Origin of the sequence: Streptomyces sp. NPDC046197 (genome assembly GCF_040646295.1) — a bacterium.
Taxonomy (GTDB): Bacteria; Actinomycetota; Actinomycetes; order Streptomycetales; family Streptomycetaceae; genus Streptomyces.
In genome coordinates this window covers 186387-205805 of the sequence record NZ_JBEYZY010000005.1, presented here as the reverse complement: position 1 = coordinate 205805, position 19419 = coordinate 186387, and the positions used below count along the sequence as shown (strand labels likewise).

Genomic DNA, 19419 nt, shown 5'->3' with positions numbered 1-19419 from the left:
CTTCTTCCCGTTCTCCGTGCTGCGGTGTTGTGGTCGGGTGAGGCCGTGGGCTGTCGGCGCGGGGAATTTCTCAGGACCTCTTGGAGCAGTCATGCGAACGCTCCCGTCAATGACCCGGCGTGCCGTCCGGCGTGTGACGGTCGCGGTGTGTGCAGCCGCGGTGGTCGGTCTTGGTACGGCCTCGCCTGCGACAGTCTCTGCCGCGCCGAACGCCCCGCAGCAGAAGGCGGCTTCCCTTGCGCAGGCGCCCCAGGGCCAGCCCTTCCTGTTCAGCTACAACTTCAATCAGCATCTCAAGCTGGGTGGCGGCAACTTCACCGTGGGAGGGCGTGTCTACGTCGCCGTCATGTACAACAACGGCAGGGTGGCCTTCGCGCGGAACGTGATCGCTCACACCCACCCCATCACTCCGGGCGGTGCCGTGTACGTGGAGACGAACATCGCCGCCCCCTGTGCCCCGGGCAGCAACGCCTACGCTCGCGCCTATGACTGGACCACCCAGCGGTGGTCGCCGAAGCTGCCGGTCACGGTCTGCGTGCGGTTCGACTAGCGGCAGGGCCTCGCCTGTCGGAGGTCGGTGCGGGGCGGAGAGCAGCCGCCCCGCACCTTGGACTCGGCCCCGCACCTCGGGGTCAGGCGTCCGCCCCGTGGCACTCCTCGTACACCCGGGCCGAGCCGCACCAGCAGGCCGCTCCCCGCTGGGGAGGCCAGGCCACCGCTCGGCCGCGGGCTGCAAGGGTGGTCGCGTACTGCGGCAGCAGGGTCGCGTCGGAGGGGGAGGACGCCTCCGAGGCGGCGAAGGCCTCGTAGGACGGGACCGTGCCCGTCACGATGCCGAGGTTCTCGGTGCCCGAGGCGGACAGCTCCCTCAGTGAGGTCTCTATCGTGCTCAGGTGCTCGTCGTGGGACGGGTACTCGCCGGACAGGGCCGGGTACGCCGTCAGCAGTTCCTCGAGCTCCTGTGCCGGCCAGTGCAGGATCGCCACCGGGAACGGGCGCGAGAGGGCCTCCCGGTAGGTGCCCAGTTCCGCGCGCAGGCGGTTGATCTCCGCTTCCAGTTCCGCCGGGTTCTCCGAGCCCAGCGACCAGACCCTCTTCGGGTCGTGGAGCTCGTCCAGGGAGACCGGGGAGGAGTGGAGGGTGTCCGCCAGGTTGTCCCAGTCGTCGTGCGAAGCGCCCAGCATGCGCCGCACCCGGTGGCGGCCGAAGAGGATGGGGTGTGTCGCGTACGGGGGCTCGGAGACGTCGGTGAGCAGGAGTTTCGCCGCCTCCGTGAACGTTTCGTGCGCCATTTCCAGCTCGTCGTGGGACTCCAGGGCCTCCGCGACGATCACCCAGGAGGCCGGGTCACGCGGGGCGGCGGTGCGGACTCCGTCGATGATCGCCCTGGCTTCCGCCTCGTGGTCGTACTCCCAGAGGTTCGAGGCCTTCAGAGCTCGGACCAGGTAGGGGTTGTCCAAGCCGTCGGGGGATGACAGCAGGCGGTCGTACAGCGTCGTCGCGGCGGGGCGGTCGCCGGACAATTCCAGGTGGGCCGCGGCCTGGAGGAGGAGGGCCTCGGCGTCCTCGGGGTACAGGCCGGCGGTCCGCTCCAGGCGGGCCGCTTCGGCGGCGTGGTCGACGTTTTCGGCGGGCGTGTCGGGGCGCATGCAGGACACCGTACTGCCGGGCGGTGACAAAAGTGAGGGACCTGCAGGCCAGGGGCAGGACCTCTGCCACCAGGCCGCTGTCGTGGGGTGGCTGCCGCCACCGGGCCGCTGTCGCGGGCTGGCCGCCGCCACCGGGTCGCTGTTGCGGGGTGGCCGCCGCCACCGGGCCGGTCTCGCGGGCGGCCGCTGCCACAGTGTCACTGCCGTAGGGCGGCCGCGTTTCCGGCGTACCCCTGTGCACGGGGGTGGTGACCTCGTCCCTGCGCCCTTATCGTCGGCGAATCCGGTGAAGCCCGGTGAAGTCCGGTGAAGTCCGGTGAAGTCCGGTGAAGGGGGCGGCCGTATGCGGGTTCCCGTCGTGCAGCACCGCGACCGGCGGCGGCGTGCCCGGCGGCGGCGTGTGCTGTGGACCGGGGGTGAGGTGCTGGTCACAGTGGGCGTGCTGGTCCTGCTGCTCGTCGTCCATCAGCTGTGGTGGACCAACCGGGAGGCCAAGCGGGGTGCCGAGCGCAAGGTCGAGGCGCTGGAGCGGGAGTGGGGTGCCGCACCGGTGATCTCCGCGACCCCGGGGGCGGGTGGTTCGGCGGCGAGCGGCCGGGGCAGTGCGTCCTTCGGGGATGGGGCGGTCCCTGGCGCCCGGGAGCAGCAGGTTGCCCGGGAGCGGCTGGTCTCCGCTCCCCGCCCTCAGTGGTCCCAGGCCTACGCCGTCCTCACCATCCCCCGCCTCGACCTCCGCGTTCCGGTCGCCGAGGGCGTCGGGAAGCAGGACGTCCTCAACAAGGGGTACGTCGGTCACTATCCCGGAACCCAACAGCCCGGGCGGGCGGGCAACTTCGCGCTCGCCGGGCATCGCAACACCCATGGTGAGCCGTTCCGGTACCTCAATCGGCTCCGGCCGCACGACGTCGTCGAGGTGGAGACCAGGGCCGCCGTCTACACCTACGCCGTCGACAGGACCCTGCCGCAGACCTCCGCGCAGGACAGCGGGGTGCTCCGGCCGGTGCCCAGCAGCGTCACCGAGCCCGGCTACGGGTACACCGAGCCCGGCTACTACATCACCCTCACCACATGCACCCCGGAGTACACCTCCCGGTACCGGCTCGTGGTCTGGGGCCAACTCCTTTCGATGCGGCCGCGTTGAGCCGGGTGGTTCCCTTTCCGCTGCAGGGCCGCCGCGGTGCCGGGGAGGGTGACCGCCGGTGCCGTGTACGTCATCAGCGCCACGGCGGTGGCCGCGCTGGGCAGGGCCAGGGTGGCCCGGGGGCGCGGGGCGGGTCGTGGCGCGGTTCCGGGCGACGCAACCGTCGTACCGGTCCAGGACGTCCTCATGGCGCCGGGACCCGGACTGGATCCGGACCCGGCGGATCCGGTCAGCCGGGCGCTGCTCAGGCCGAAGCGGCTGTTGCAGCCGCTGGAGATCGATCCTGTATAAACGAAGGTCAGGACAGCGTCCGCGTACGGGGAGGGGGAGTCGGTCATGATCCGCAGCCGGGTCGCCGGCGGGGTCGCCCGTCGGGTCGGTCTGCGTCCCGCCGCCGCACCGCTGGTCCTGCTCCTCGTGCTCCTCGTGCTCCTCCAGGTCGCCGTGCTCGACACCGGAAGCCTCTCCGCGACCGTGGCGCTGGCCGCGACCGCGGCGGCCGGTTCCGCGCTCGTCGCCTGCGCGCTGCTGGCCTCGCGCTGCGCGCCCGCCGTGCCGCCCACCCGGGTACGTACGGCCATCCGTGACCGTGCCCGCCGTACGGCCTTCCTGCCCCAGCGCGATCCCGACGCCGCGGGCCGGCAACGGCCGCGAGCACCCGGGCACGCCCTCCCGGCGACCGCCGCGTAGGGCACCTCCACGACACCGGCAGCAACTGCCGGATCCCGTGACCGTGACCTCGCGCGGGTCGTCATGCCGCCATCTCCGTCATTCCGGCACGACGAGACCCCCGGAGGGCTCACCCATGTCCGTTTTCGCCAACCTGGTCGAGCAGCTCGCCGACCTGCTCCAGCCGCTCTTCCACGCCTCCGCGGCCGCCGCCGCGATCGTCCTGTTCACCGCCCTCGTACGCCTCCTCGTCCACCCCCTGGCCCGGGCCGCCGCGCGCGGACAGCGGGCCCGCGCCGCCCTCCAGCCGCGGATCGCCGAGCTGCGGAGGAAGTACCGGAAGGACCCCGAGAAGCTGAACAAGGCGGTGCTGGAGCTGCACACCGAGGAGAAGGTGTCGCCGCTCTCGGGCATCCTGCCCAGCCTGCTGCAGCTGCCCGCCTTCTTCCTGCTGTACCGCCTGTTCTCCGGTTCGGCCGGCGGCGGCACCGGCGGGCTGCTCGGCCATCGGCTGTTCGCCGCGCCGCTGAGCGGCCGGTGGGCGGACGTGCTCGCCGACGGCCAGGCCTTCGGCGCGGCCGGGCTCGTCTACGCCGGGCTGTTCGCGGTCGTGGGCGCGGTCGCCACCTTCAACTACCTGCGGACCAGGCGCACGACGGCCGACGGCGGGGCGCTCGCGGTCGCGGGCGACGCCGGGGACCAGGTGCCCGGGCTCGGCGCGGTCGGCAAGGTGATGCCGTTCCTGTCCTTCTTCACCCTGGTCACCGTCGCCGTGGTGCCGCTGGCGGCCGCGCTGTACGTGGTGACCAGCACGACGTGGAGCGCGGTGGAGCGTGCGGTGCTGTACCGCTGACCGGCCCGGTGGCGGTCCTGACCAGCCCGGTGGCGGGCCTGACCGGCCAGGGCGGCGGTCCAGTACGTGAACGGGGTGTTGCGGACTGGACTTCGACCTTGGAGGATCGACCAGTCCTCCGATGGCTGCGCCCGCCGCACCCAGGTGCCTTCATCGGGCGGGCCGCCCGCGATCGAGGGAGATGGGGAACATGAAGCTGCTGCGAGTCGGTACGGCGGGAGCCGAACAGCCCGCGCTGCTCGACGCCGAGGGGATCCTGCGGGACCTGTCGGGCATCGTCCGGGACATCGACGGCGCCCTGCTCGCCGACGAGGCCGCCCTGGGCCGGATCCGCGCCGCCGCCGAAACGGGGGAGCTGCCCGCGCTGGACGCGGCGGGGCTGCGCGTCGGGCCGCCGCTGGCCCGGATCGGCAAGATCGTGTGCATCGGGCTGAACTACCACGACCACGCCCGCGAGACCGGTGCCGAGCCGCCCGCCGAGCCGGTGATCTTCTTCAAGGCGCCGGACACGGTGGTCGGCCCGTACGACACCGTGCTCGTTCCCCGTGGGTCCGGCAAGACCGACTGGGAGGTGGAGCTGGCGGTCGTCATCGGGCGTACGGCCCGTTACCTCACGTCGCGGGAGGAGGCGCTCGCGCATGTCGCCGGGTACGCGGTGGCGCACGACGTCTCCGAGCGGGAGTTCCAGATCGAGCGGGGCGGGACCTGGGACAAGGGGAAGAACTGCGAGACGTTCAACCCGCTGGGGCCGTGGCTGGTGACGGCGGACGAGGTGCCCGATCCGCAGGGCCTTCCGCTGAAGCTGTGGGTCAACGGAGAGCTGAAGCAGGACGGGACGACGGCCGAGCAGATCTTTCCGGTGGCCGAAGTCGTGCGCTATGTCAGCCAGTTCATGACCCTGTATCCCGGGGACGTCATCAACACGGGGACCCCGGCGGGGGTGGCGCTGGGGCAGCCCGAGCCGAAGCCGTATCTGCGGGCCGGGGACGTGGTCGAGCTGGAGATCTCCGGGCTCGGCCGGCAGAGGCAGGAACTCAAGGACGCCTGAGGGGCGGAAGGCCGCGGCGAGCGGCCGCTGGTTCGCGGCGGCCGGTCGCGCGGCCCCCCGCGCCCCCTTCAGCCCGGTCCGGTCACGCCAGCACGGAGGCCAGGCGGCGCCACTCCTCCCTGGGGAGGGCCTCGCGGGGGTTGTCCGTCACCACCTGGAGGGCCACGTGGTCCGCGCCCGCCTGCCGGAACTCCTCGATACGGGCGCGGATCCGGGACTCGTCGCCCCAGGCGAAGACGGCGTCGATCAGGCGGTCGCTGCCCCCGTCGCTGATGTCCGCCTCGGTGAAGCCGAGACGCAGGAAGTTGTTGGTGTAGTTGGGCAGCGCCAGGTACATGGCGAGGTAGCCGCGGGCGACCTCGCGGGCGCGGGACGGGTCGGTCTCCGTCACGACCTTGAACTCCGGGGCCAGCAACGGGCCGGCGCCCAGGATCTCGCGGGCCTGGGCCGTGTGCTCCGGCGTGACCAGGTACGGGATGGCGCCGGCCGCCCGGTCCCGGGACAGCTCCAGCATCTTCGGGCCGAGGGCGGCCAGCAGACGCCGGTCCGCGGGGACGCCTGCCTTGTCGAGCTCGTCGAGGTGGGCGACCATCGCCGCGTACGGACGGCGGTAGCGGTCCACCAACCGGCCGTGGCTCACCCCGAGGCCCAGGACGAAGCGGCCGGGGTGCGCCGCCTCCAGCTCCGTGAAGTTCGCCGCGGCGACGGCGGCCTCCTCCTGCCAGATGCTCTGGATGCTGGTGCCGACGACGATCTTCGAGGTCGCCTCGACGAGCGGAGCGACGTTGCGGGCCGTGCTGTTGCCGCCCAGCCAGACGGCGCCGTACCCCAGTTCCTCCAGCTCGGCCGCGGCCTCGGCGAGTTCGCCGCGCCGGGTCGGGTCCTCCGATCGGAGCCCGAGGCTCCAGATGCCGTACCGGCCGACCTTCTCCTTCAGGGGCCCTGCGGTGTCGCTCATCGGTTCCGATCCCTCCGGGCGGGGTGCTGTCCTGTGATCATCACGCGTACGGCAAGTCCCAACCGGAGGGCGCCCGCAGGTAATTCCCCTGGGCCCCGGCTTTCCCCCCACGGGACCAACGCCCCGCCGGGACCAATGCCCCGCCGGGACCAATGCCCCGCCGGGACCAATGCTTCGCCGGGACCAATGCCCCGCCGGGACCAATGCTTCGCCGGGACCAATGCTTCGCCGGGACCAATGCCCCGCCGGGACCAATGCCCCGCCGGGACCAATGCCCCGCCGGGACCAATGCCCCGCCGGGACCAATGCCCCGCCGGGACCAATGCCCCGCCGGGACCAATGCCCCGCCGGGACTAACGGTCGAGGAACTGTTCCAGTGCCTCCACCACGAACCGGTGGTCCTGCAGCTGCGGCAGCCCGGACACCGTCACCGCGCCGACCACGCCCACACCCTCCACGTTGACCGGGAAGGAACCGCCGTGCGCCGCGTAGCGGTCGGGGTCGAGCCGCGAGGACTCCTCGAAGGTCGTGCCCTTGGCCCGGAACCGGGCACCCACCAGGTACGACGCGCAGCCGTAACGCTCCACCACCCGGCGCTTGCGGGCGATCCAGGCGTCGTTGTCGGGGGTGGAGCCGGGCAGCGCCGCGTGGAAGAGCTGCTGGCCGGCACGGTGGATGTCGACGGCGACCGGCGCCTGCCGCTCCCGGGCCAGCTCCACCAGCAGCGAACCCAGCGCCCAGGCGTCGTCGTGGGTGAACCGGCGGAAGACCAGGCGGCGCTCCTGCGCCTCCAGTTCCTCGACGCTCGGGGTGATCTCCGGGGCGAACTTCGGGGTGATCCTCGGGTTGCCGGTCACAGGGTCACCACCACTGCGTCGCGGGCCGAGCGGCGGGCCGCCTCCAGTACGTCGAGGGCGGCGGCCGCCTCCAGCGCGGTCACCGGGTTCGGCGCGCCCTCGCGGAGGGCGGCGGCCACGGCCGCGTAGTAGGCGGGGTAGTCGCCGGGCAGGGTCGGTACGGGGCGGCCGCCGCCGGTCACCGGGGACTCCCCGGCGCCGACGCGACCCCACAGGGACTCGGGTTCCGTGCCCCAGTCGGGCGTCGAGCCGGGGCGGCTGCCCTCGCGCAGGGCCGCCTCCTGCGGGTCGAGGCCGTACTTCACGAAGCCCGCCCGCGAGCCCAGTGCGCGCAGACGCGGGCCGAGCTGGGCGGCCGTCGCCGAGACGTAAAGGTGGGAGCGGACGCCGCTTTCGTGCGTGAGGGCGATGAACGTGTCGTCGTCCGTCCGGGCGCCCGCGCGGCGGATGTCGGACTCGGCGTACACCGAGGTGGCCCGGCCGAAGAGGACCAGCGCCTGGTCGACGAGGTGGCTCCCCAGGTCGTAGAGCAGACCTCCGATCTCTGCGGGGTCGCCGGACTCGCGCCAGCCGCCCTTCGGCTGCGGCCGCCAGCGCTCGAAGCGGGACTCGAACCGCCATACGTCGCCCAGCTCGCCGTCGGCGATCAGCTTGCGCAGGGTCAGGAAGTCGTTGTCCCAGCGGCGGTTCTGGAAGACCGACAGGAGCAGTCCGCGCTCCTCGGCCAGGGCCGCGAGGTCGCGGGCCTCGGCCGCGGTGCCGGCGATCGGCTTGTCCACGACCACCGGCAGTCCGGCCTTGAGGGCGGCCGTGGCGAGCGGGACGTGGGTCTTGTTCGGGGAGGCGATGACGATCAGGTCCAGCTCGTCGGCGCGGGCCAGCAGCTCGTCCGGGGTGGCGGCCATGCGGACGTCCGTGAACTCCGCCCGGGCCTGGGCCTGCCGCTCGGGGTTCGAGGTGACGACCGTGTCGAGGGTCAGGCCCTCGGTCGCGGCGATCAGTGGGGCGTGGAAGACGGAGCCCGCGAGGCCGTAGCCGACGAGGCCCACGCGGAGGGGCGTACCAGTCGTACCAGTCATGGGCTCTACTTTGGCAACGCTGTTGCCAAAGTGCAAGCGCGGGGGAGAATGGGGTGCGTGGGCAGTGGGAAGGGCGGTAGGCACAGTGGCGGGGATGACGGGCGGCGGGGCCGCGGGCGCGAATCTGCTGGCTCTGCGCAGCCACAACACCGCGCTGGTGCTGGATCTGCTGCGGGCGGCGGGGGCGGAGGGGATCAGCCGGCTTGAGCTCGCCGAGCGCACCGGGCTCACCCCGCAGGCAGTCAGCAAGATCACCGCGCGGCTGCGGGAGGAGGGGCTCGCGGCGGAGGCCGGCCGGCGGGCGTCGACCGGCGGCAAGCCCCGCACCGTGCTGCGGCTGGTGCCGGAGGCGGGGCACGCGGTGGGGGTGCATGTCGACCGGGACGAGCTACGGGCGGTGCTGGTCGACCTCAACGGGTCCGTGGCCGCGGAACGCCGCCGTCCGCTGGACCTCGGCGCGGGGGCACCGGCCGTCGTGGAGGCGGTGGCGCGGGAGGTCGAGGAACTGGTGGGGGAGGTGCTGTGGACGACGGGGAGGACAGGCGCGGGGCGGTTCACCGGGGGGTGGTCGGGCGGGAGTGGTGCTGCTGCGCTTGTCGGTGCTGCTTCCCTTGTCGGCGTTGATTCGCTGCTCGGGGTCGGGGTGGCGTTGCCCGGGCCGCTCGATCACCGGCTCGGGGTGCTGCACCGGGTCACCGGGTTCCCCGAGTGGGACGGGTTTCCGCTGCGGGACGCGCTGGGGCGGCGGCTCGGGGTACCGGTCGTGGTCGACAAGGACACCAACGCGGCGGCCCTGGGGCTGGCGGTGGCCGGCGAGGGCGCGTCCTTCGCGTATCTGCACCTCGGGACCGGACTCGGGGCCGGGCTGGTGATCGAGGGGGCCGTGCACCGGGGGGCGCGCACCGGGGCGGGGGAGTTCGGGCACCAGGTGATCCAGCTCGACGGGCCGCGGTGCGGCTGCGGCGACCGGGGCTGCATCGAGGCGTTGTGCCTGGCCGCGGTGGGCCGCGGTGAGGTCCGGGAGGCGGCGCGTGTGCTGGGAGCCGGGGCCGCGAACCTGGCCGGGCTGCTGGACATCGATCTGGTGCTGCTGGGTGGCCGTACGGTGGCCGCGGCTCCGGACGAGTTCGTGACAGGGGTCGCGGCGGTGCTCGATGCCCGGGCCCGGCGGGAGGGGGCGCCGGAGGGCGCGGTCCCGGTGCGGGTCGCGCCGGGCGGCGCCCGGGGCGTCGCGGAGGGCGCGGCCCAGTTGCTGCTCGCGCCGCTGTTCGGGCGGGGCGACGGCTGAACCGTGAGCGGTGCTCCGGGCGGCCGGAAACCGCGGAAACTGCGGAAACCGGTGCGCCGGTCGGGCGGATCCGTACCGCCGTTCGAGGCCCGCCTTCAGCAGGGCGCCACCCGTCCGCGGTCTCCCTCCGACAAGGTCATGTGTTCATGCGACTGTGCACGTCCCTGTCCCTCTGCCTTGCCGCAGCCGCCGCCTTCCTGTCCGGGCCGGCCCGGGCCGACTCCCGTCCGGTCTGCGCCGGGCCGGACGACCGTCATTTCCCCATCACGAGCCGCATCCACGACGGTCCCGGCAGGTACGACCCCGGAGGCGGATACGGCACCTTCTCCCTCGACCTGACCAACACCACCGACCGCACCTGCGCCGCCATCCACCCGGTCGTCGTGCTCGTCGACTCCAAGCGGGTGCTCCGAGCCGGCCAGACCCGCCTGGAGTTCTACGACGGGGCCCGCGCCTACCCGGTGCACCTGGAGACCACCGACCAGAAGGAACTCGTCGGACCGTTCGACGCCGGGCTGCCGGGCTTCACCATCGCCCCGCGCAGGACCGTCACCGTGAAGGTCCGGCTGGCGGTCACCCCTGACGCCGTGGCCAACGACGTCACCGTCAAGGCCGCCGTCGTCCAGCGGCACGACGACGACGGCGACTGGGTCGGCCAGTCCAACGACTACCGCTTCCGTATCGGCCCGGGCTCCGGTTCGAGCCCGGGCACCGATCCGGCCGCGGAGCCCCGACCCATGGCCGACGGGGGAACCGATCCGGGCGCGGCCCGCACCGCCCCGGGCGACCCGACCGCGAGCCGCACCGCGGCGACCGACCCGAGTGCGGGCCCCGCCGCACCGCACGACCCGCTTCCGTTCGCCGAGGAACTCGCCCGCACCGGCCTCGGCACCCCACTCGGTGTGATCACGGCGACCGCGCTGCTGCTCGCCGCCGGCGGCACGATCGTGCTGACCTGGAGGCGCCGCTGAGGCCGAAGGCCGCGTCTGCGACGATCTCGCTTGCGTGGACTACCCGAACGACCAGGCCCCCGGCGCCCCCGTCCGCTCCGGCATCCCGGAGCACGGCCGCATCCCCAAGTACTACGCGGTGAAGGCGCAGATCGACCGCCTCATCGGCGAACTGGGGGAGGGCCGGCCGATCCCCACCGAGCGTGACCTGCCGGAGGAGTACGGGGTCGCCCGCGAGACCGTGCGGCAGGCGCTGCGCGAACTGGTCCTCGAAGGAAAGCTGAGGCGCCAGGGCCGCGGCACGGTCGTCGCGGGGCCCAAGCTGGAGCAGCCCCTGTCCCTGGCCGGCTACACCGAGGGCGTACGGCGGCAGGGACGCACCCCCGGCCGCGGTCTCGTCACCCTGGACCGCTTCCCCTGCCCGGACACCCTCGCCGCCGAGGCGGGGGCGGACTGGGCCGACATCGACAAGAACCTGACCTCGTACGTCGAGGCGTGGAAGCAGGCCACCGGAAGCTGACCGTTCCGGCAAGATCCGGCCACTGGTTAGGCTGGGCTCACGCAGGCCCGCGTACGGCAGGAGAACCCGCACATGGCAGACCGCAAGCCGATCGAGTCGTGGCTCACCGACATGGACGGAGTCCTGATCCACGAGGGAATACCGATTCCCGGCGCCGACGCCTTCCTCAAGAAGCTCCGTGAGTCCGGCCGACCCTTCCTGGTCCTCACCAACAACTCCATCTACACCCAGCGCGACCTGCACGCCCGGCTGCGCCGCATGGGACTGGACGTGCCCGAGGAGAACATCTGGACCTCCGCCCTGGCGACGGCCCAGTTCCTCGACGACCAGCGGCCCGGCGGCACTGCCTACGTCATAGGCGAGGCGGGCCTGACCACCGCGCTGCACGACATCGGGTACGTCCTGACCGACCACGAGCCCGACTTCGTCATCCTCGGCGAGACCCGTACCTACTCCTTCGAGGCCATGACCAAGGCCGTGCGGCTCATCAACGACGGCGCCCGGTTCATCGCCACCAACCCCGACAACGTCGGCCCGTCCGCCGAGGGCGCCCTGCCCGCCACCGGCTCGGTCGCCGCCCTCATCACCGCGGCGACCGGCAGGAAGCCGTACTTCGTCGGCAAGCCCAACCCGCTGATGATGCGGGCCGGGCTGAACGCGATCGGCGCCCACTCCGAGACCTCCGCCATGATCGGCGACCGTATGGACACCGACGTCCTCGCGGGACTCGAGGCCGGTATGCGGACCTTCCTGGTGCTCACCGGTGTGACCCGGCCCGACGACGTCGACCGCTATCCGTTCCGGCCGTCCCGGGTCGTCGATTCGATCGCCGACCTGGTCGACCGCGTCTGAGTCGACCGCGTCCTAGCCGACCGCGCCTGAAACGTACGCTCACCCGAACGGAGCAGTGGGGGCCCGCAGCGGATGCGGGTCCGGCCCTCCGGGAGTCTGCTGGATCCCGGAGGTCTCACGATGGGTTCACTGCGCCTCACTGTCTGTACCGGGCTGCTGGCGGCCGCCGCGCTCGTTCCGGCGGCCCAGGCGGCCGATGTCCCGGTGGCCCGGACGTCCCCCGCCCGCACCCTCGTAGCGGGGCCGGCGTCCGCCTCGGCCCGGAGGCCGACGCGGCCGACCGTGCCCCCGCCGGACCGGCCGAGCACCGCCCCCGCCTCGCCCGTCGCCCCCGAGGCAGCGGGTGGCGGCGGCACCGCGCACCTGGCCGCGGCCGCCCCGGGCGCGGGGCACGCGGTGGCCGGGCTGCTGCTCGCCGCCGCCGCCGCGGCCGCCGTCGTCCTGCTTCCCCGGGCTCTCGGCTCGGCCCGCGCGGGCGCATGCCCCCTCGCCCGCCGGCGCCGGGGGACGGACTGAGGATGCGATCACGATGTCCGACGGTGAACGCTCCCGGTGCACCGGCCGCCTCCTGACCGGTCTGGCCTGGGTGGTGCTGCTGCTCGGGCTGTGGCTGTGGGGCTGCGACCTGCCCGACGTACGCCAGCAGCTGTCGGGACCGACCACGGGGGACATGGCCGCGGCCGGCCGGCCCCCGCAGGACCGGCTGCCGCCCGCGGCGAAGCCCCTGAAGGACGCCCTGCCGCGGCGCCTGGACATCCCCGACCTGGGCGTGCGGGCACCCGTGGAGGCCCGCGGCCTCGACGCTCGGGGCGCGATCGACCCGCCGCCCCTCGACCGGGCCGACGTCGTGGGCTGGTACGGCGCCGGGGCCAGACCGGGGGCGCCCGGGACCGCGCTGATGGTCGGGCACGTCGACACCGTGACCAAGCCCGCCGTCTTCTCCCGGCTCAGCGCGCTGCGGCCCGGCGAGACGGTCCGGGTGCAGCGCGACGACGGCGAGGTGGCCGACTTCACGGTGGAGGACGTCAAGGTCCTGCCGCGCGACCACTTCGACGCCCAACAGGCGTACGGGCAAAGGAAGTCCGGCCGCGCCGAGCTGCGGCTGATCACCTGTGGCGGCACCTTCGACCGGGCGAGCCACAGCTACACCGCGAACGTGGTGGTGTCGGCGTACCTCACGGGGAGCAGCCGCTGAGGCCCACCTGGCCCGGTCGACGACCTGCTCCCCCGGAGGTCGCCGACCGGGCCGGTCCTCAACCGCGCGCGACCGGGCCGCGGGAGTAACCCGGCGACCGGCGCGGGAGGCCTCAAGACCTCAGGGGATGAACCACGGCCGGGGGCCGGGGCCTTCGCAAGCGACTCTAGAACGGACGAGCGCCCCCGGCCTAGAGGCAGAGCGGCGGGCGCTGTAACAGCTCCTTGACAACGCCCGGGCGATCTCGTGGCGGCCGTATCACCTGTGCCAGCATGGGAGTTGGCCAAGCCGCACCAAGGGGGAGTCGGATGTACGGCATGAGGGGGGCGCTGTCGCGCGCCCCTTCGGCAGGAACACGGGCGTCCGCGCTGGTGCTGGGGGCGGCCCTGCTGGTCGCGGGGTGTTCCTCCGGCGGGGGAGACAAGGACGAGGGCACGAGCGCCACGATCACCCAGCAACCCAAGGAGGCCGATCCGTTCTGGGTCAACCCGGACAGCAACGCGGCCCGGCAGGTCGCCGCCTACGTCAAGGCGGGCAAGAAGGCCGACGCCGAGCAGATCCGGAAGATCGCCGAACAGCCGACCGGCGAGTGGATCGGCCCGGAGAACCCGGAGCGGGAGGCACGCGGCTTCACCGAGGCCGCCGACCGGGCCGGCCGCACCGCGCTCCTCGTCCTCTACAACATCCCGCACCGCGACTGCGGTCAGTACTCGCAGGGCGGCGCCGCCGACGGCAACGCCTACCGCGCCTGGCTCGACGCCGTGGCCCGTGGCATCGGGGACCGCGCCGCCACGGTGATCCTGGAACCGGACGCCGTGCTGCACCTGGTGGACGGCTGCACCCCGGCCCAGTACCAGGAGGAGCGCTACGACCTTCTCAAGGGCGCGATCACCAAGCTCAAGTCGCTGAAGAACACCAAGGTCTACCTGGACGCCGGCAATGTGGGCTGGGGCCACCCCGAGCAGATCTTCCAGCCTCTTCGGCGCGCCGGCGTCGACCAGGCCGACGGCTTCGCCGTCAACGTCTCCAACTTCTACTCCACCCAGGACTCCGTCGCCTACGGCAAGCGGCTCTCCGCCAAGCTGGGCGCCCAGCACTTCGTCGTCGACACCAGCCGCAACGGCAACGGCCCGTACACGAAGGGCGCCCCCGACGAGCGCTGGTGCAACCCTCCGGACCGCGCGCTCGGCGAGCCCCCGACGACGAAGACGGCGGACCCCCTGGTCGACGCCTACCTCTGGGTCAAACGCCCGGGGGAGTCGGACGGCACCTGCAAGGGCGGCCCGAAGGCGGGCGACTGGTGGGTGGACTATGCGCTGAAACTGGCCAGGGATTCGAAGTAACGGCGAGGATCCCCGCGCCCTGGGCCCTGTCGTCACATGCCCGTCTGCCTCACGCCGCCATGCACGCTCCCCCACTCTCGGCTTCGCTCGAGCGGGCGGGGCCCCCACCGCCGCACCGGGCGAAAGCCCGAGTACATCCAGTACGAGGGCTTCCGGCCGGCACGCCGAGAGCACGCTCCCCCGAGCTCTCGGCTTCGCTCGAGCAGGGGGGACCCCCATGACGCCGCGAGGCGGCCCTCCGGGCGACGACGGGCATGTGACGACACCCCCTAGGGGCGCGGGGCCGACGCAGCGCTACGGCACCTTCACCCACTGCGCGACACTCGGCGTCCCCTGATCGTCATCGACGAACAGCATGTACCACCCCGACTGCACCAGATCCCGGCTCCTGGGCACCGTCACCGTCACCTTGTCGCTCGACGTCTTGAAGTCCAGCGCGATCGAACGCTGGTCCACGTCCGTCACGTGCGTCGACGCGCTCGGCCGGATCAGCCGCGCCTTCCTGATCGTCGAGGCGTGCTGCGAGGTGAAGGTGCCGGACGCGCCGCGTGCGATGGTCTGCGGGCCGCCCGAGAGCGACGGCCGCGAGTCCCGGTACAGGTACGGCGGCGTGTAGATCTCGATGCGCTGCTCGAACGTGCCGGGCTTGGTGTTGGCCTTGTCCCCGTACAGGGAGTCGGAGCCGAAGAACATCACGCGGCCGTCGGGCAGCAGGATCGAGCCGGAGTGGTAGTTGCGGCCCACCAGCGGGTCGGCCACCCGCTTGAAGGTGTTGCCCACCGGGTCGTAAAGGCGCGCCTGCTTGATGTTGGAGTCGCTGCGGCCCCGGTAGTCCTCGGAACCGCCGGAGATCAGCACCGAGTCGTCGGGGAGGACCGAGGACTGCGGGTAGCGGGTGCCCTTCTCCAGTGACGGGCCGTCCGTGAAGTGCGGGTCCTTCGCCTTCAGGTCGATGATCCGCGTCTTCTTGCTGGACAGCTTGGACTCGCCGACCCCGCCGCCCCCGATCACCAGGAACTTCTCGTTCTGCGCCGGCGGCAGCACGACCGTGCCGGAGGTCTCCATCATGTTGGGGTCGCTCAGGCCGGGCAGCTTGGTGAACTGGTTGCTGCTCACGTCCCAGATGCCCGGGTCGCGGCCCACGTTGTCCGGGCCGTAGCCCGCGTTGGAGCCCGAGTAGAACAACTTGCCGTTCTGCAGCAGGAACAGCGCGGGGTAGGTCGGGAACTGGCGGATCGTCGGCGTGTACGTCCACTTCCTGGTCGTCGGGTCGAAGATCTCGTTCTTGCCCGGGACCAGCTGGCCGATGTCGTCGAGGCCGGAGACGCTGAGGATCTTTCCGTCGCCCAGGGTGGTGAGGGTCGGGTACCAGCGGGCCTCGTTCATCGGGTCGACCTTGATGTACTTCTCGGCGACCGGGTCGAACTCGTAGGCGTCGCGGATCCCCTGGAAGTCCTTCTTGTCCAGGGCCAGCTTCTGCGCGATGCCGTAGGTGTTGCGGGCGTCGGTTCCGCTCAGGCCCTGGATGCGGTAGTTGTCCTGCGTGCCCGTCTCGTACTTGGTGCCGCTGCGCTGCGCCTCGACGTAGATGCGGCCCAGGCCCGGGGTGTTGCCCAGGAACCTGCCGCTCTTGTCGAAGTTCTTCTTGGCGCGCGGTACCAGCACCGGGTCCTTGGACACGAACGTCTTGCCGTTCGCCTTGCCGGTGAACTTCGTACCCGCGGGCAGCGTGATCGGCTTGTCCGGGTTCTCGTTGTGGACGATCATCAGGCCGCCGGCCTTGGTGACGTCGCCCTTGAGTTTCTCGTACCGCTTGGTGCCGCCGGCGATCAGGATGTTGCCGTTCGCCAGCTGCGTGTGGCCCGTGCAGAACAGGTCCTTCGGTGTGGGCACCTTCTTGACGGTGCCCTTGATCGGGTCCCAGATGCGGGAGTCGAACTTCTTCGCGTTGAAGTTGTCCTGGTTGTTGCCCGAGCCCGCGACCAGCAGCACCTTTCCCGTGTGCAGGAGCACGGCGTGAATGGTGTCCTGCCGGTACTCCTTGGGGAACTCGACGATGTCCCAGTGGCCGTTGGCGGCCTTGTACTCGGGCTTGTTGATCACGTACTGGTGGTAGCGCTCGGTGCCGAAGCGGTACAGCCACGGCCCGTTCATCCCGGCCAGTGCGAGTACCACCACCGCGCCGATCCCGAGTCGACGGGCGCGGCGGAGGCCGGCCTGGTCCCTCATTCCTTACGTCCCCCAAGTCCACCGAGGGCGATCTCCATGGTGTGTTCGCCCGTTCCGTCCGACGACCCGGCCCAGCTCGGCCGTCGCCGAGGGGCGTGCGCCCCGTACGGCGAGGGCAGCTCCGCCGCCGGTGTCGGCACCCCCTGCGCCGGTGTGTGTGCCCCGTGCGCCGGTACCGCGTCCTGCGGCTCCGGCGCGGCGGCCGCCGCCGTGCGCTTCTTCCGCTCCTGCCGCAGCGTCCACCGCCAGGCGAACATCGGGAAGGCGGTGATCAGCAGCGCGAACGCCGCCCAGGTGATCATCGCGGGATGGGAGTGCCCGAGGACGAGACCGGCGGCGATCGAACCGCCGAAGACCAGGATGAAGAACCAGTGCACGCGGAACGTCCCGAACAGTGTGTCGGGGCTCGCCGACTCGCCCTTCGGGGTCACCACGAACTTGCTCTTGCGGCGCAGCACGGCGTCCATCAGCGACCGGGCGTAGATCGGGGCCGACAGCGCGGACATCACCATGCCGGCGACACCGCCGGAACCCTCCGGCTCGTGCGGTGACACGTTGTGCCGGCGGTTCCAGACGTACAGCCCGATCTGGAGCGCCGAGGCGTTGCCGTACAGCATCAGCCATACGGTCGGGTCGATGTCGACACCCGAGGCGCCCAGGCCCAGGAACAGCGCGCAACTCACCGCGGCGAGGATCCAGTTGAGGGCGGACATGGGATAGAAGATGATCATCATCGTGTAGTTGAAGAGCTTGCCCGGCGGCAGCGAGCCGAAGCCCTTCCAGTACTGCTTGAGGATCGTCTCGTAGGTGCCCCGTGACCAGCGCAGCTGCTGGGTGAAGAAGTCCGTCCAGGCGGCCGGACCCTCACCGACCGCGAGCACGTCCGGCGTGTACACCGACCGCCACTTGCGGCCCGTCGCCGGGTTCTGGGCCCGGTGCATCTCGAAGCCGGTGGCCATGTCCTCGGTGATCGAGTCGTACAGGCCGCCGATCTGCTTGATCGCCCTGATGCGCACGGCGTTCGACGTGCCGACGAACATCGGCGCGCCGTAGCGGTTGCCCGCCCGCTGGATCAGCGCGTGGAAGAGGAACTGCTGCGACTCGGCGGCCTTGGTGACGAACGTGTCGTAGTTGCCGTACACCTGGGGGCCGATCACGAAGCCGACGTCCGGGTCGCGGAAGTAACCCAGCATGCGCTCAAGGTAGTTGGGCAGCGGCACATGGTCGGTGTCGACGGAGGCGAAGAAGTCGTACTCGTCGCCGTGCGCCTCCAGCCAGGCGTTGTAGTTGCCGTGCTTGGTCTTGGCGCGGTGCGGGCCCTTGGGCCGGTTCCAGCGCTCGACGCCCTTGCGGGTGAAGTGGTGCACGCCCAGGCGCTCGCAGACCTTTCTCACCTCCGGGTCGTCGCCCTCGTCGAGCAGCCAGACGTGCAACAGGCCCCGGTGACGCAGCCGTACGGCGGCCTCCAGGGTCCTGGTCACCATCTCCAGCGGTTCCTTGCCGGGTACGTACGTGGTCACGAAGGCGACGCGCGTGCCGTTCTCGGGCACCACCGGGACCGGGTCGCGGGCGACCAGCGTGGCGTGCGCGTTCGAGAGCACGTTCATGCAGCGGAAGAGCTCGATCAGGCCGATCGAGACCAGCATCACCACGTCGAGCACCGGCAGGAAGTCGTAGGCCGGGTAGTCGCGTTGGGTCCAGTGTTCCGGTTGCAGCAGCCAGGCGAGCAGGACCAGCGACAGCAGTGGCGCCGCGGCGAGCATCAACGCCACGCGGACGCGGTGCGGTTCCTGCGAGATCAGTGACCGGTACTGCACCGTGTAGGGCTTGTCCGGGTCGGGCTGGGTGAGGGGACCGGCCAGGCGACTGTAGTGCTCGTAGTCGTATCTGGGCAGCGTCTTCCTGATTCTGCGGATGGTCCCCGTGTGGCCGGCCCGGTGCGGGAGCACCCTGAGCCGAGTCGTCTGTGAAGGATCGAAATCGTGCCCGGCGCCTGTCGGCGTCATGAGTCATCCCCCCACACGCAGGTCAGCGCGTGTTCGTCAGTTCTTTCGCCTGCTCGAGGTCCCCCTTGACCTGCACAGACGTCTACGTGGTGTGGTCGCAGGCACCACGTCCTCTCCACCGTACAGACATGTGACCGCGACCTTCCGGTTGCATGGCTGCCCCCCTCGGCACCCGTCGACGCACGGGGTCCCCTTCTCTCCCGTAGTTCCGGCAACCGGATTCCTGCCCCCCAACTGCCGTGTAAAAGCGGCATGTTGGCATCCAGAGTTCTACGGCATTCCGCGTGATCGCAAGATGCGAAACGCGGTGTTTACCGGTCAAACGCGCGCATTGTGGCGTCTGTGGGGAGGTTGTGGAGCCGTTGTGGACAGTCGGGTACGGATGTTGCCGAAGTGGTCTCCTATCGCCTCCTCCGCTCGCGGGGAATCGCCGGAACCGTGACCCGCGGGTCCTGGGACGCGTCGGCGGCCTGCTGTTCCATACGGGCGACGAGCGATTCCAGTTCAACGAGGTCCGCGGCGGCCGGCCGGCCCGCGAGCCGGGACACCAGGTGCCGAGGCCGTGCCGGATCCCGACGATGCCCATCGCCTGGAGCGCCCGGCCAAGCGCACCCATGGCCAGAGCCTATCCACCCACCCCCAGGACACCCCCGTTCCGCCACCCCGCCGGGGCCCCCTCACCCGGCGGTCACTGTTCCCGCGGGGGTGGGGGTGTGGGTGGCGAAGCGCCCACCACTTCATCCGGCGGTCACTGTTCCCGCGGGGGTGGGGGTGTGGGTGGC

Annotated in this window: 17 protein-coding genes and 2 pseudogenes; 13 read left to right on the top strand and 6 right to left on the bottom strand. The window is 71.7% G+C overall.

Annotated features, from left to right (window positions below; all coding sequences use genetic code 11):
• The first annotated feature begins 109 nt into the window (after positions 1-109).
• Positions 110-550, top strand: coding sequence for a hypothetical protein (locus AB0A61_RS09615; RefSeq protein WP_361288787.1), 441 nt, complete (start codon positions 110-112; stop codon positions 548-550).
• An 82-nt stretch (positions 551-632) separates the two neighbouring features.
• Here AB0A61_RS09615 and AB0A61_RS09610 read toward each other — a convergent pair whose 3' ends face one another.
• Complete coding sequence (locus tag AB0A61_RS09610) at positions 633-1649, bottom strand: SEC-C domain-containing protein (RefSeq protein WP_361288784.1); 1017 nt, start codon at positions 1647-1649, stop codon at positions 633-635.
• 343 nt (positions 1650-1992) lie between these two features.
• Between AB0A61_RS09610 and AB0A61_RS09605 the strand changes: the two genes are divergently transcribed.
• From AB0A61_RS09605 to AB0A61_RS09585, 5 genes and pseudogenes are all read left to right on the top strand, one after another.
• On the top strand, positions 1993-2790 hold the full coding sequence (locus AB0A61_RS09605; protein WP_361288781.1) for a class E sortase: 798 nt from the start codon (positions 1993-1995) through the stop codon (positions 2788-2790).
• A 159-nt stretch (positions 2791-2949) separates the two neighbouring features.
• Positions 2950-3081, top strand: a pseudogene (locus AB0A61_RS09600) (transcriptional regulator); the annotation flags it as partial.
• Between the two features lie 45 nt (positions 3082-3126).
• Positions 3127-3480, top strand: a complete 354-nt coding sequence (locus AB0A61_RS09595; RefSeq protein ID WP_361288778.1) for a DUF6412 domain-containing protein — start codon at positions 3127-3129, stop codon at positions 3478-3480.
• Between the two features lie 115 nt (positions 3481-3595).
• On the top strand, positions 3596-4312 hold the full coding sequence (gene yidC / locus AB0A61_RS09590; protein WP_361288775.1) for a membrane protein insertase YidC: 717 nt from the start codon (positions 3596-3598) through the stop codon (positions 4310-4312).
• A gap of 190 nt (positions 4313-4502) precedes the next feature.
• Positions 4503-5360: a fumarylacetoacetate hydrolase family protein gene (locus AB0A61_RS09585; RefSeq protein ID WP_361288772.1), complete on the top strand. Its 858-nt coding sequence runs from the start codon at positions 4503-4505 to the stop codon at positions 5358-5360.
• 82 nt (positions 5361-5442) lie between these two features.
• Here AB0A61_RS09585 and AB0A61_RS09580 read toward each other — a convergent pair whose 3' ends face one another.
• The 3 genes from AB0A61_RS09580 to AB0A61_RS09570 form a co-directional block, all read right to left on the bottom strand.
• The gene (locus tag AB0A61_RS09580; RefSeq protein WP_361288769.1) at positions 5443-6318 is read right to left on the bottom strand and encodes an LLM class F420-dependent oxidoreductase; all 876 of its coding nucleotides are present in this window, start codon (positions 6316-6318) and stop codon (positions 5443-5445) included.
• Positions 6319-6671: 353 nt separating this feature from the next.
• Positions 6672-7175, bottom strand: a complete 504-nt coding sequence (locus AB0A61_RS09575; protein WP_361288766.1) for a heme-degrading domain-containing protein — start codon at positions 7173-7175, stop codon at positions 6672-6674.
• Complete coding sequence (locus tag AB0A61_RS09570) at positions 7172-8254, bottom strand: Gfo/Idh/MocA family oxidoreductase (protein ID WP_361288763.1); 1083 nt, start codon at positions 8252-8254, stop codon at positions 7172-7174. The genes AB0A61_RS09575 and AB0A61_RS09570 overlap by 4 nt, the downstream gene beginning before the upstream one ends.
• 94 nt (positions 8255-8348) lie before the next feature.
• On the opposite strand from AB0A61_RS09570, the gene AB0A61_RS09565 reads away from it, so the two are divergent.
• The 7 genes and pseudogenes from AB0A61_RS09565 (at position 8349) to AB0A61_RS09535 (ending at position 14402) form a co-directional block, all read left to right on the top strand.
• On the top strand, positions 8349-9542 hold the full coding sequence (locus tag AB0A61_RS09565; protein ID WP_361288760.1) for an ROK family transcriptional regulator: 1194 nt from the start codon (positions 8349-8351) through the stop codon (positions 9540-9542).
• 146 nt (positions 9543-9688) lie between these two features.
• A complete protein-coding gene (locus AB0A61_RS09560) occupies positions 9689-10513 on the top strand; it encodes a hypothetical protein (RefSeq protein ID WP_361288757.1) in 825 nt (274 codons plus the stop codon).
• Between the two features lie 34 nt (positions 10514-10547).
• Positions 10548-10934: pseudogene (locus AB0A61_RS09555) on the top strand (GntR family transcriptional regulator); the annotation flags it as partial.
• 150 nt (positions 10935-11084) lie between these two features.
• Positions 11085-11864, top strand: coding sequence for an HAD-IIA family hydrolase (locus AB0A61_RS09550; protein ID WP_361288754.1), 780 nt, complete (start codon positions 11085-11087; stop codon positions 11862-11864).
• Between the two features lie 120 nt (positions 11865-11984).
• Positions 11985-12380 (top strand): hypothetical protein, encoded by a 396-nt coding sequence (locus AB0A61_RS09545; RefSeq protein WP_361288751.1) that lies wholly within the window; start codon positions 11985-11987, stop codon positions 12378-12380.
• Positions 12381-12393: 13 nt separating this feature from the next.
• On the top strand, positions 12394-13059 hold the full coding sequence (locus AB0A61_RS09540) for a class F sortase (RefSeq protein WP_361288748.1): 666 nt from the start codon (positions 12394-12396) through the stop codon (positions 13057-13059).
• A 308-nt stretch (positions 13060-13367) separates the two neighbouring features.
• Positions 13368-14402: a glycoside hydrolase family 6 protein gene (locus AB0A61_RS09535; RefSeq protein WP_361288745.1), complete on the top strand. Its 1035-nt coding sequence runs from the start codon at positions 13368-13370 to the stop codon at positions 14400-14402.
• A 294-nt stretch (positions 14403-14696) separates the two neighbouring features.
• On the opposite strand, the gene AB0A61_RS09530 is transcribed toward AB0A61_RS09535, so the two are convergent.
• Positions 14697-16631: a kelch motif-containing protein gene (locus tag AB0A61_RS09530; protein WP_361288742.1), complete on the bottom strand. Its 1935-nt coding sequence runs from the start codon at positions 16629-16631 to the stop codon at positions 14697-14699.
• Entirely contained in the window at positions 16628-18637 is a 2010-nt protein-coding gene (locus AB0A61_RS09525; RefSeq protein WP_361288739.1) for a glycosyltransferase family 2 protein, read from the bottom strand. The genes AB0A61_RS09530 and AB0A61_RS09525 overlap by 4 nt, the downstream gene beginning before the upstream one ends.
• Positions 18638-19419: the final 782 nt, after the last annotated feature.

Bases quoted from the DNA above. Each gene is read 5' to 3' on its own strand.
- AB0A61_RS09615 (WP_361288787.1), top strand. From the start codon at position 110: ATGACCCGGCGTGCCGTCCGGCGTGTGACGGTCGCGGTGTGTGCAGCC.
- AB0A61_RS09610 (WP_361288784.1), bottom strand. From the start codon at position 1,649: ATGCGCCCCGACACGCCCGCCGAAAACGTCGACCACGCCGCCGAAGCG.
- AB0A61_RS09605 (WP_361288781.1), top strand. From the start codon at position 1,993: ATGCGGGTTCCCGTCGTGCAGCACCGCGACCGGCGGCGGCGTGCCCGG.
- AB0A61_RS09595 (WP_361288778.1), top strand. From the start codon at position 3,127: ATGATCCGCAGCCGGGTCGCCGGCGGGGTCGCCCGTCGGGTCGGTCTG.
- yidC (WP_361288775.1), top strand. From the start codon at position 3,596: ATGTCCGTTTTCGCCAACCTGGTCGAGCAGCTCGCCGACCTGCTCCAG.
- AB0A61_RS09585 (WP_361288772.1), top strand. From the start codon at position 4,503: ATGAAGCTGCTGCGAGTCGGTACGGCGGGAGCCGAACAGCCCGCGCTG.
- AB0A61_RS09580 (WP_361288769.1), bottom strand. From the start codon at position 6,318: ATGAGCGACACCGCAGGGCCCCTGAAGGAGAAGGTCGGCCGGTACGGC.
- AB0A61_RS09570 (WP_361288763.1), bottom strand. From the start codon at position 8,254: ATGACTGGTACGACTGGTACGCCCCTCCGCGTGGGCCTCGTCGGCTAC.
- AB0A61_RS09565 (WP_361288760.1), top strand. From the start codon at position 8,349: ATGACGGGCGGCGGGGCCGCGGGCGCGAATCTGCTGGCTCTGCGCAGC.
- AB0A61_RS09560 (WP_361288757.1), top strand. From the start codon at position 9,689: ATGCGACTGTGCACGTCCCTGTCCCTCTGCCTTGCCGCAGCCGCCGCC.
- AB0A61_RS09550 (WP_361288754.1), top strand. From the start codon at position 11,085: ATGGCAGACCGCAAGCCGATCGAGTCGTGGCTCACCGACATGGACGGA.
- AB0A61_RS09545 (WP_361288751.1), top strand. From the start codon at position 11,985: ATGGGTTCACTGCGCCTCACTGTCTGTACCGGGCTGCTGGCGGCCGCC.
- AB0A61_RS09540 (WP_361288748.1), top strand. From the start codon at position 12,394: ATGTCCGACGGTGAACGCTCCCGGTGCACCGGCCGCCTCCTGACCGGT.
- AB0A61_RS09535 (WP_361288745.1), top strand. From the start codon at position 13,368: ATGTACGGCATGAGGGGGGCGCTGTCGCGCGCCCCTTCGGCAGGAACA.
- AB0A61_RS09530 (WP_361288742.1), bottom strand. From the start codon at position 16,631: ATGAGGGACCAGGCCGGCCTCCGCCGCGCCCGTCGACTCGGGATCGGC.
- AB0A61_RS09525 (WP_361288739.1), bottom strand. From the start codon at position 18,637: ATGACGCCGACAGGCGCCGGGCACGATTTCGATCCTTCACAGACGACT.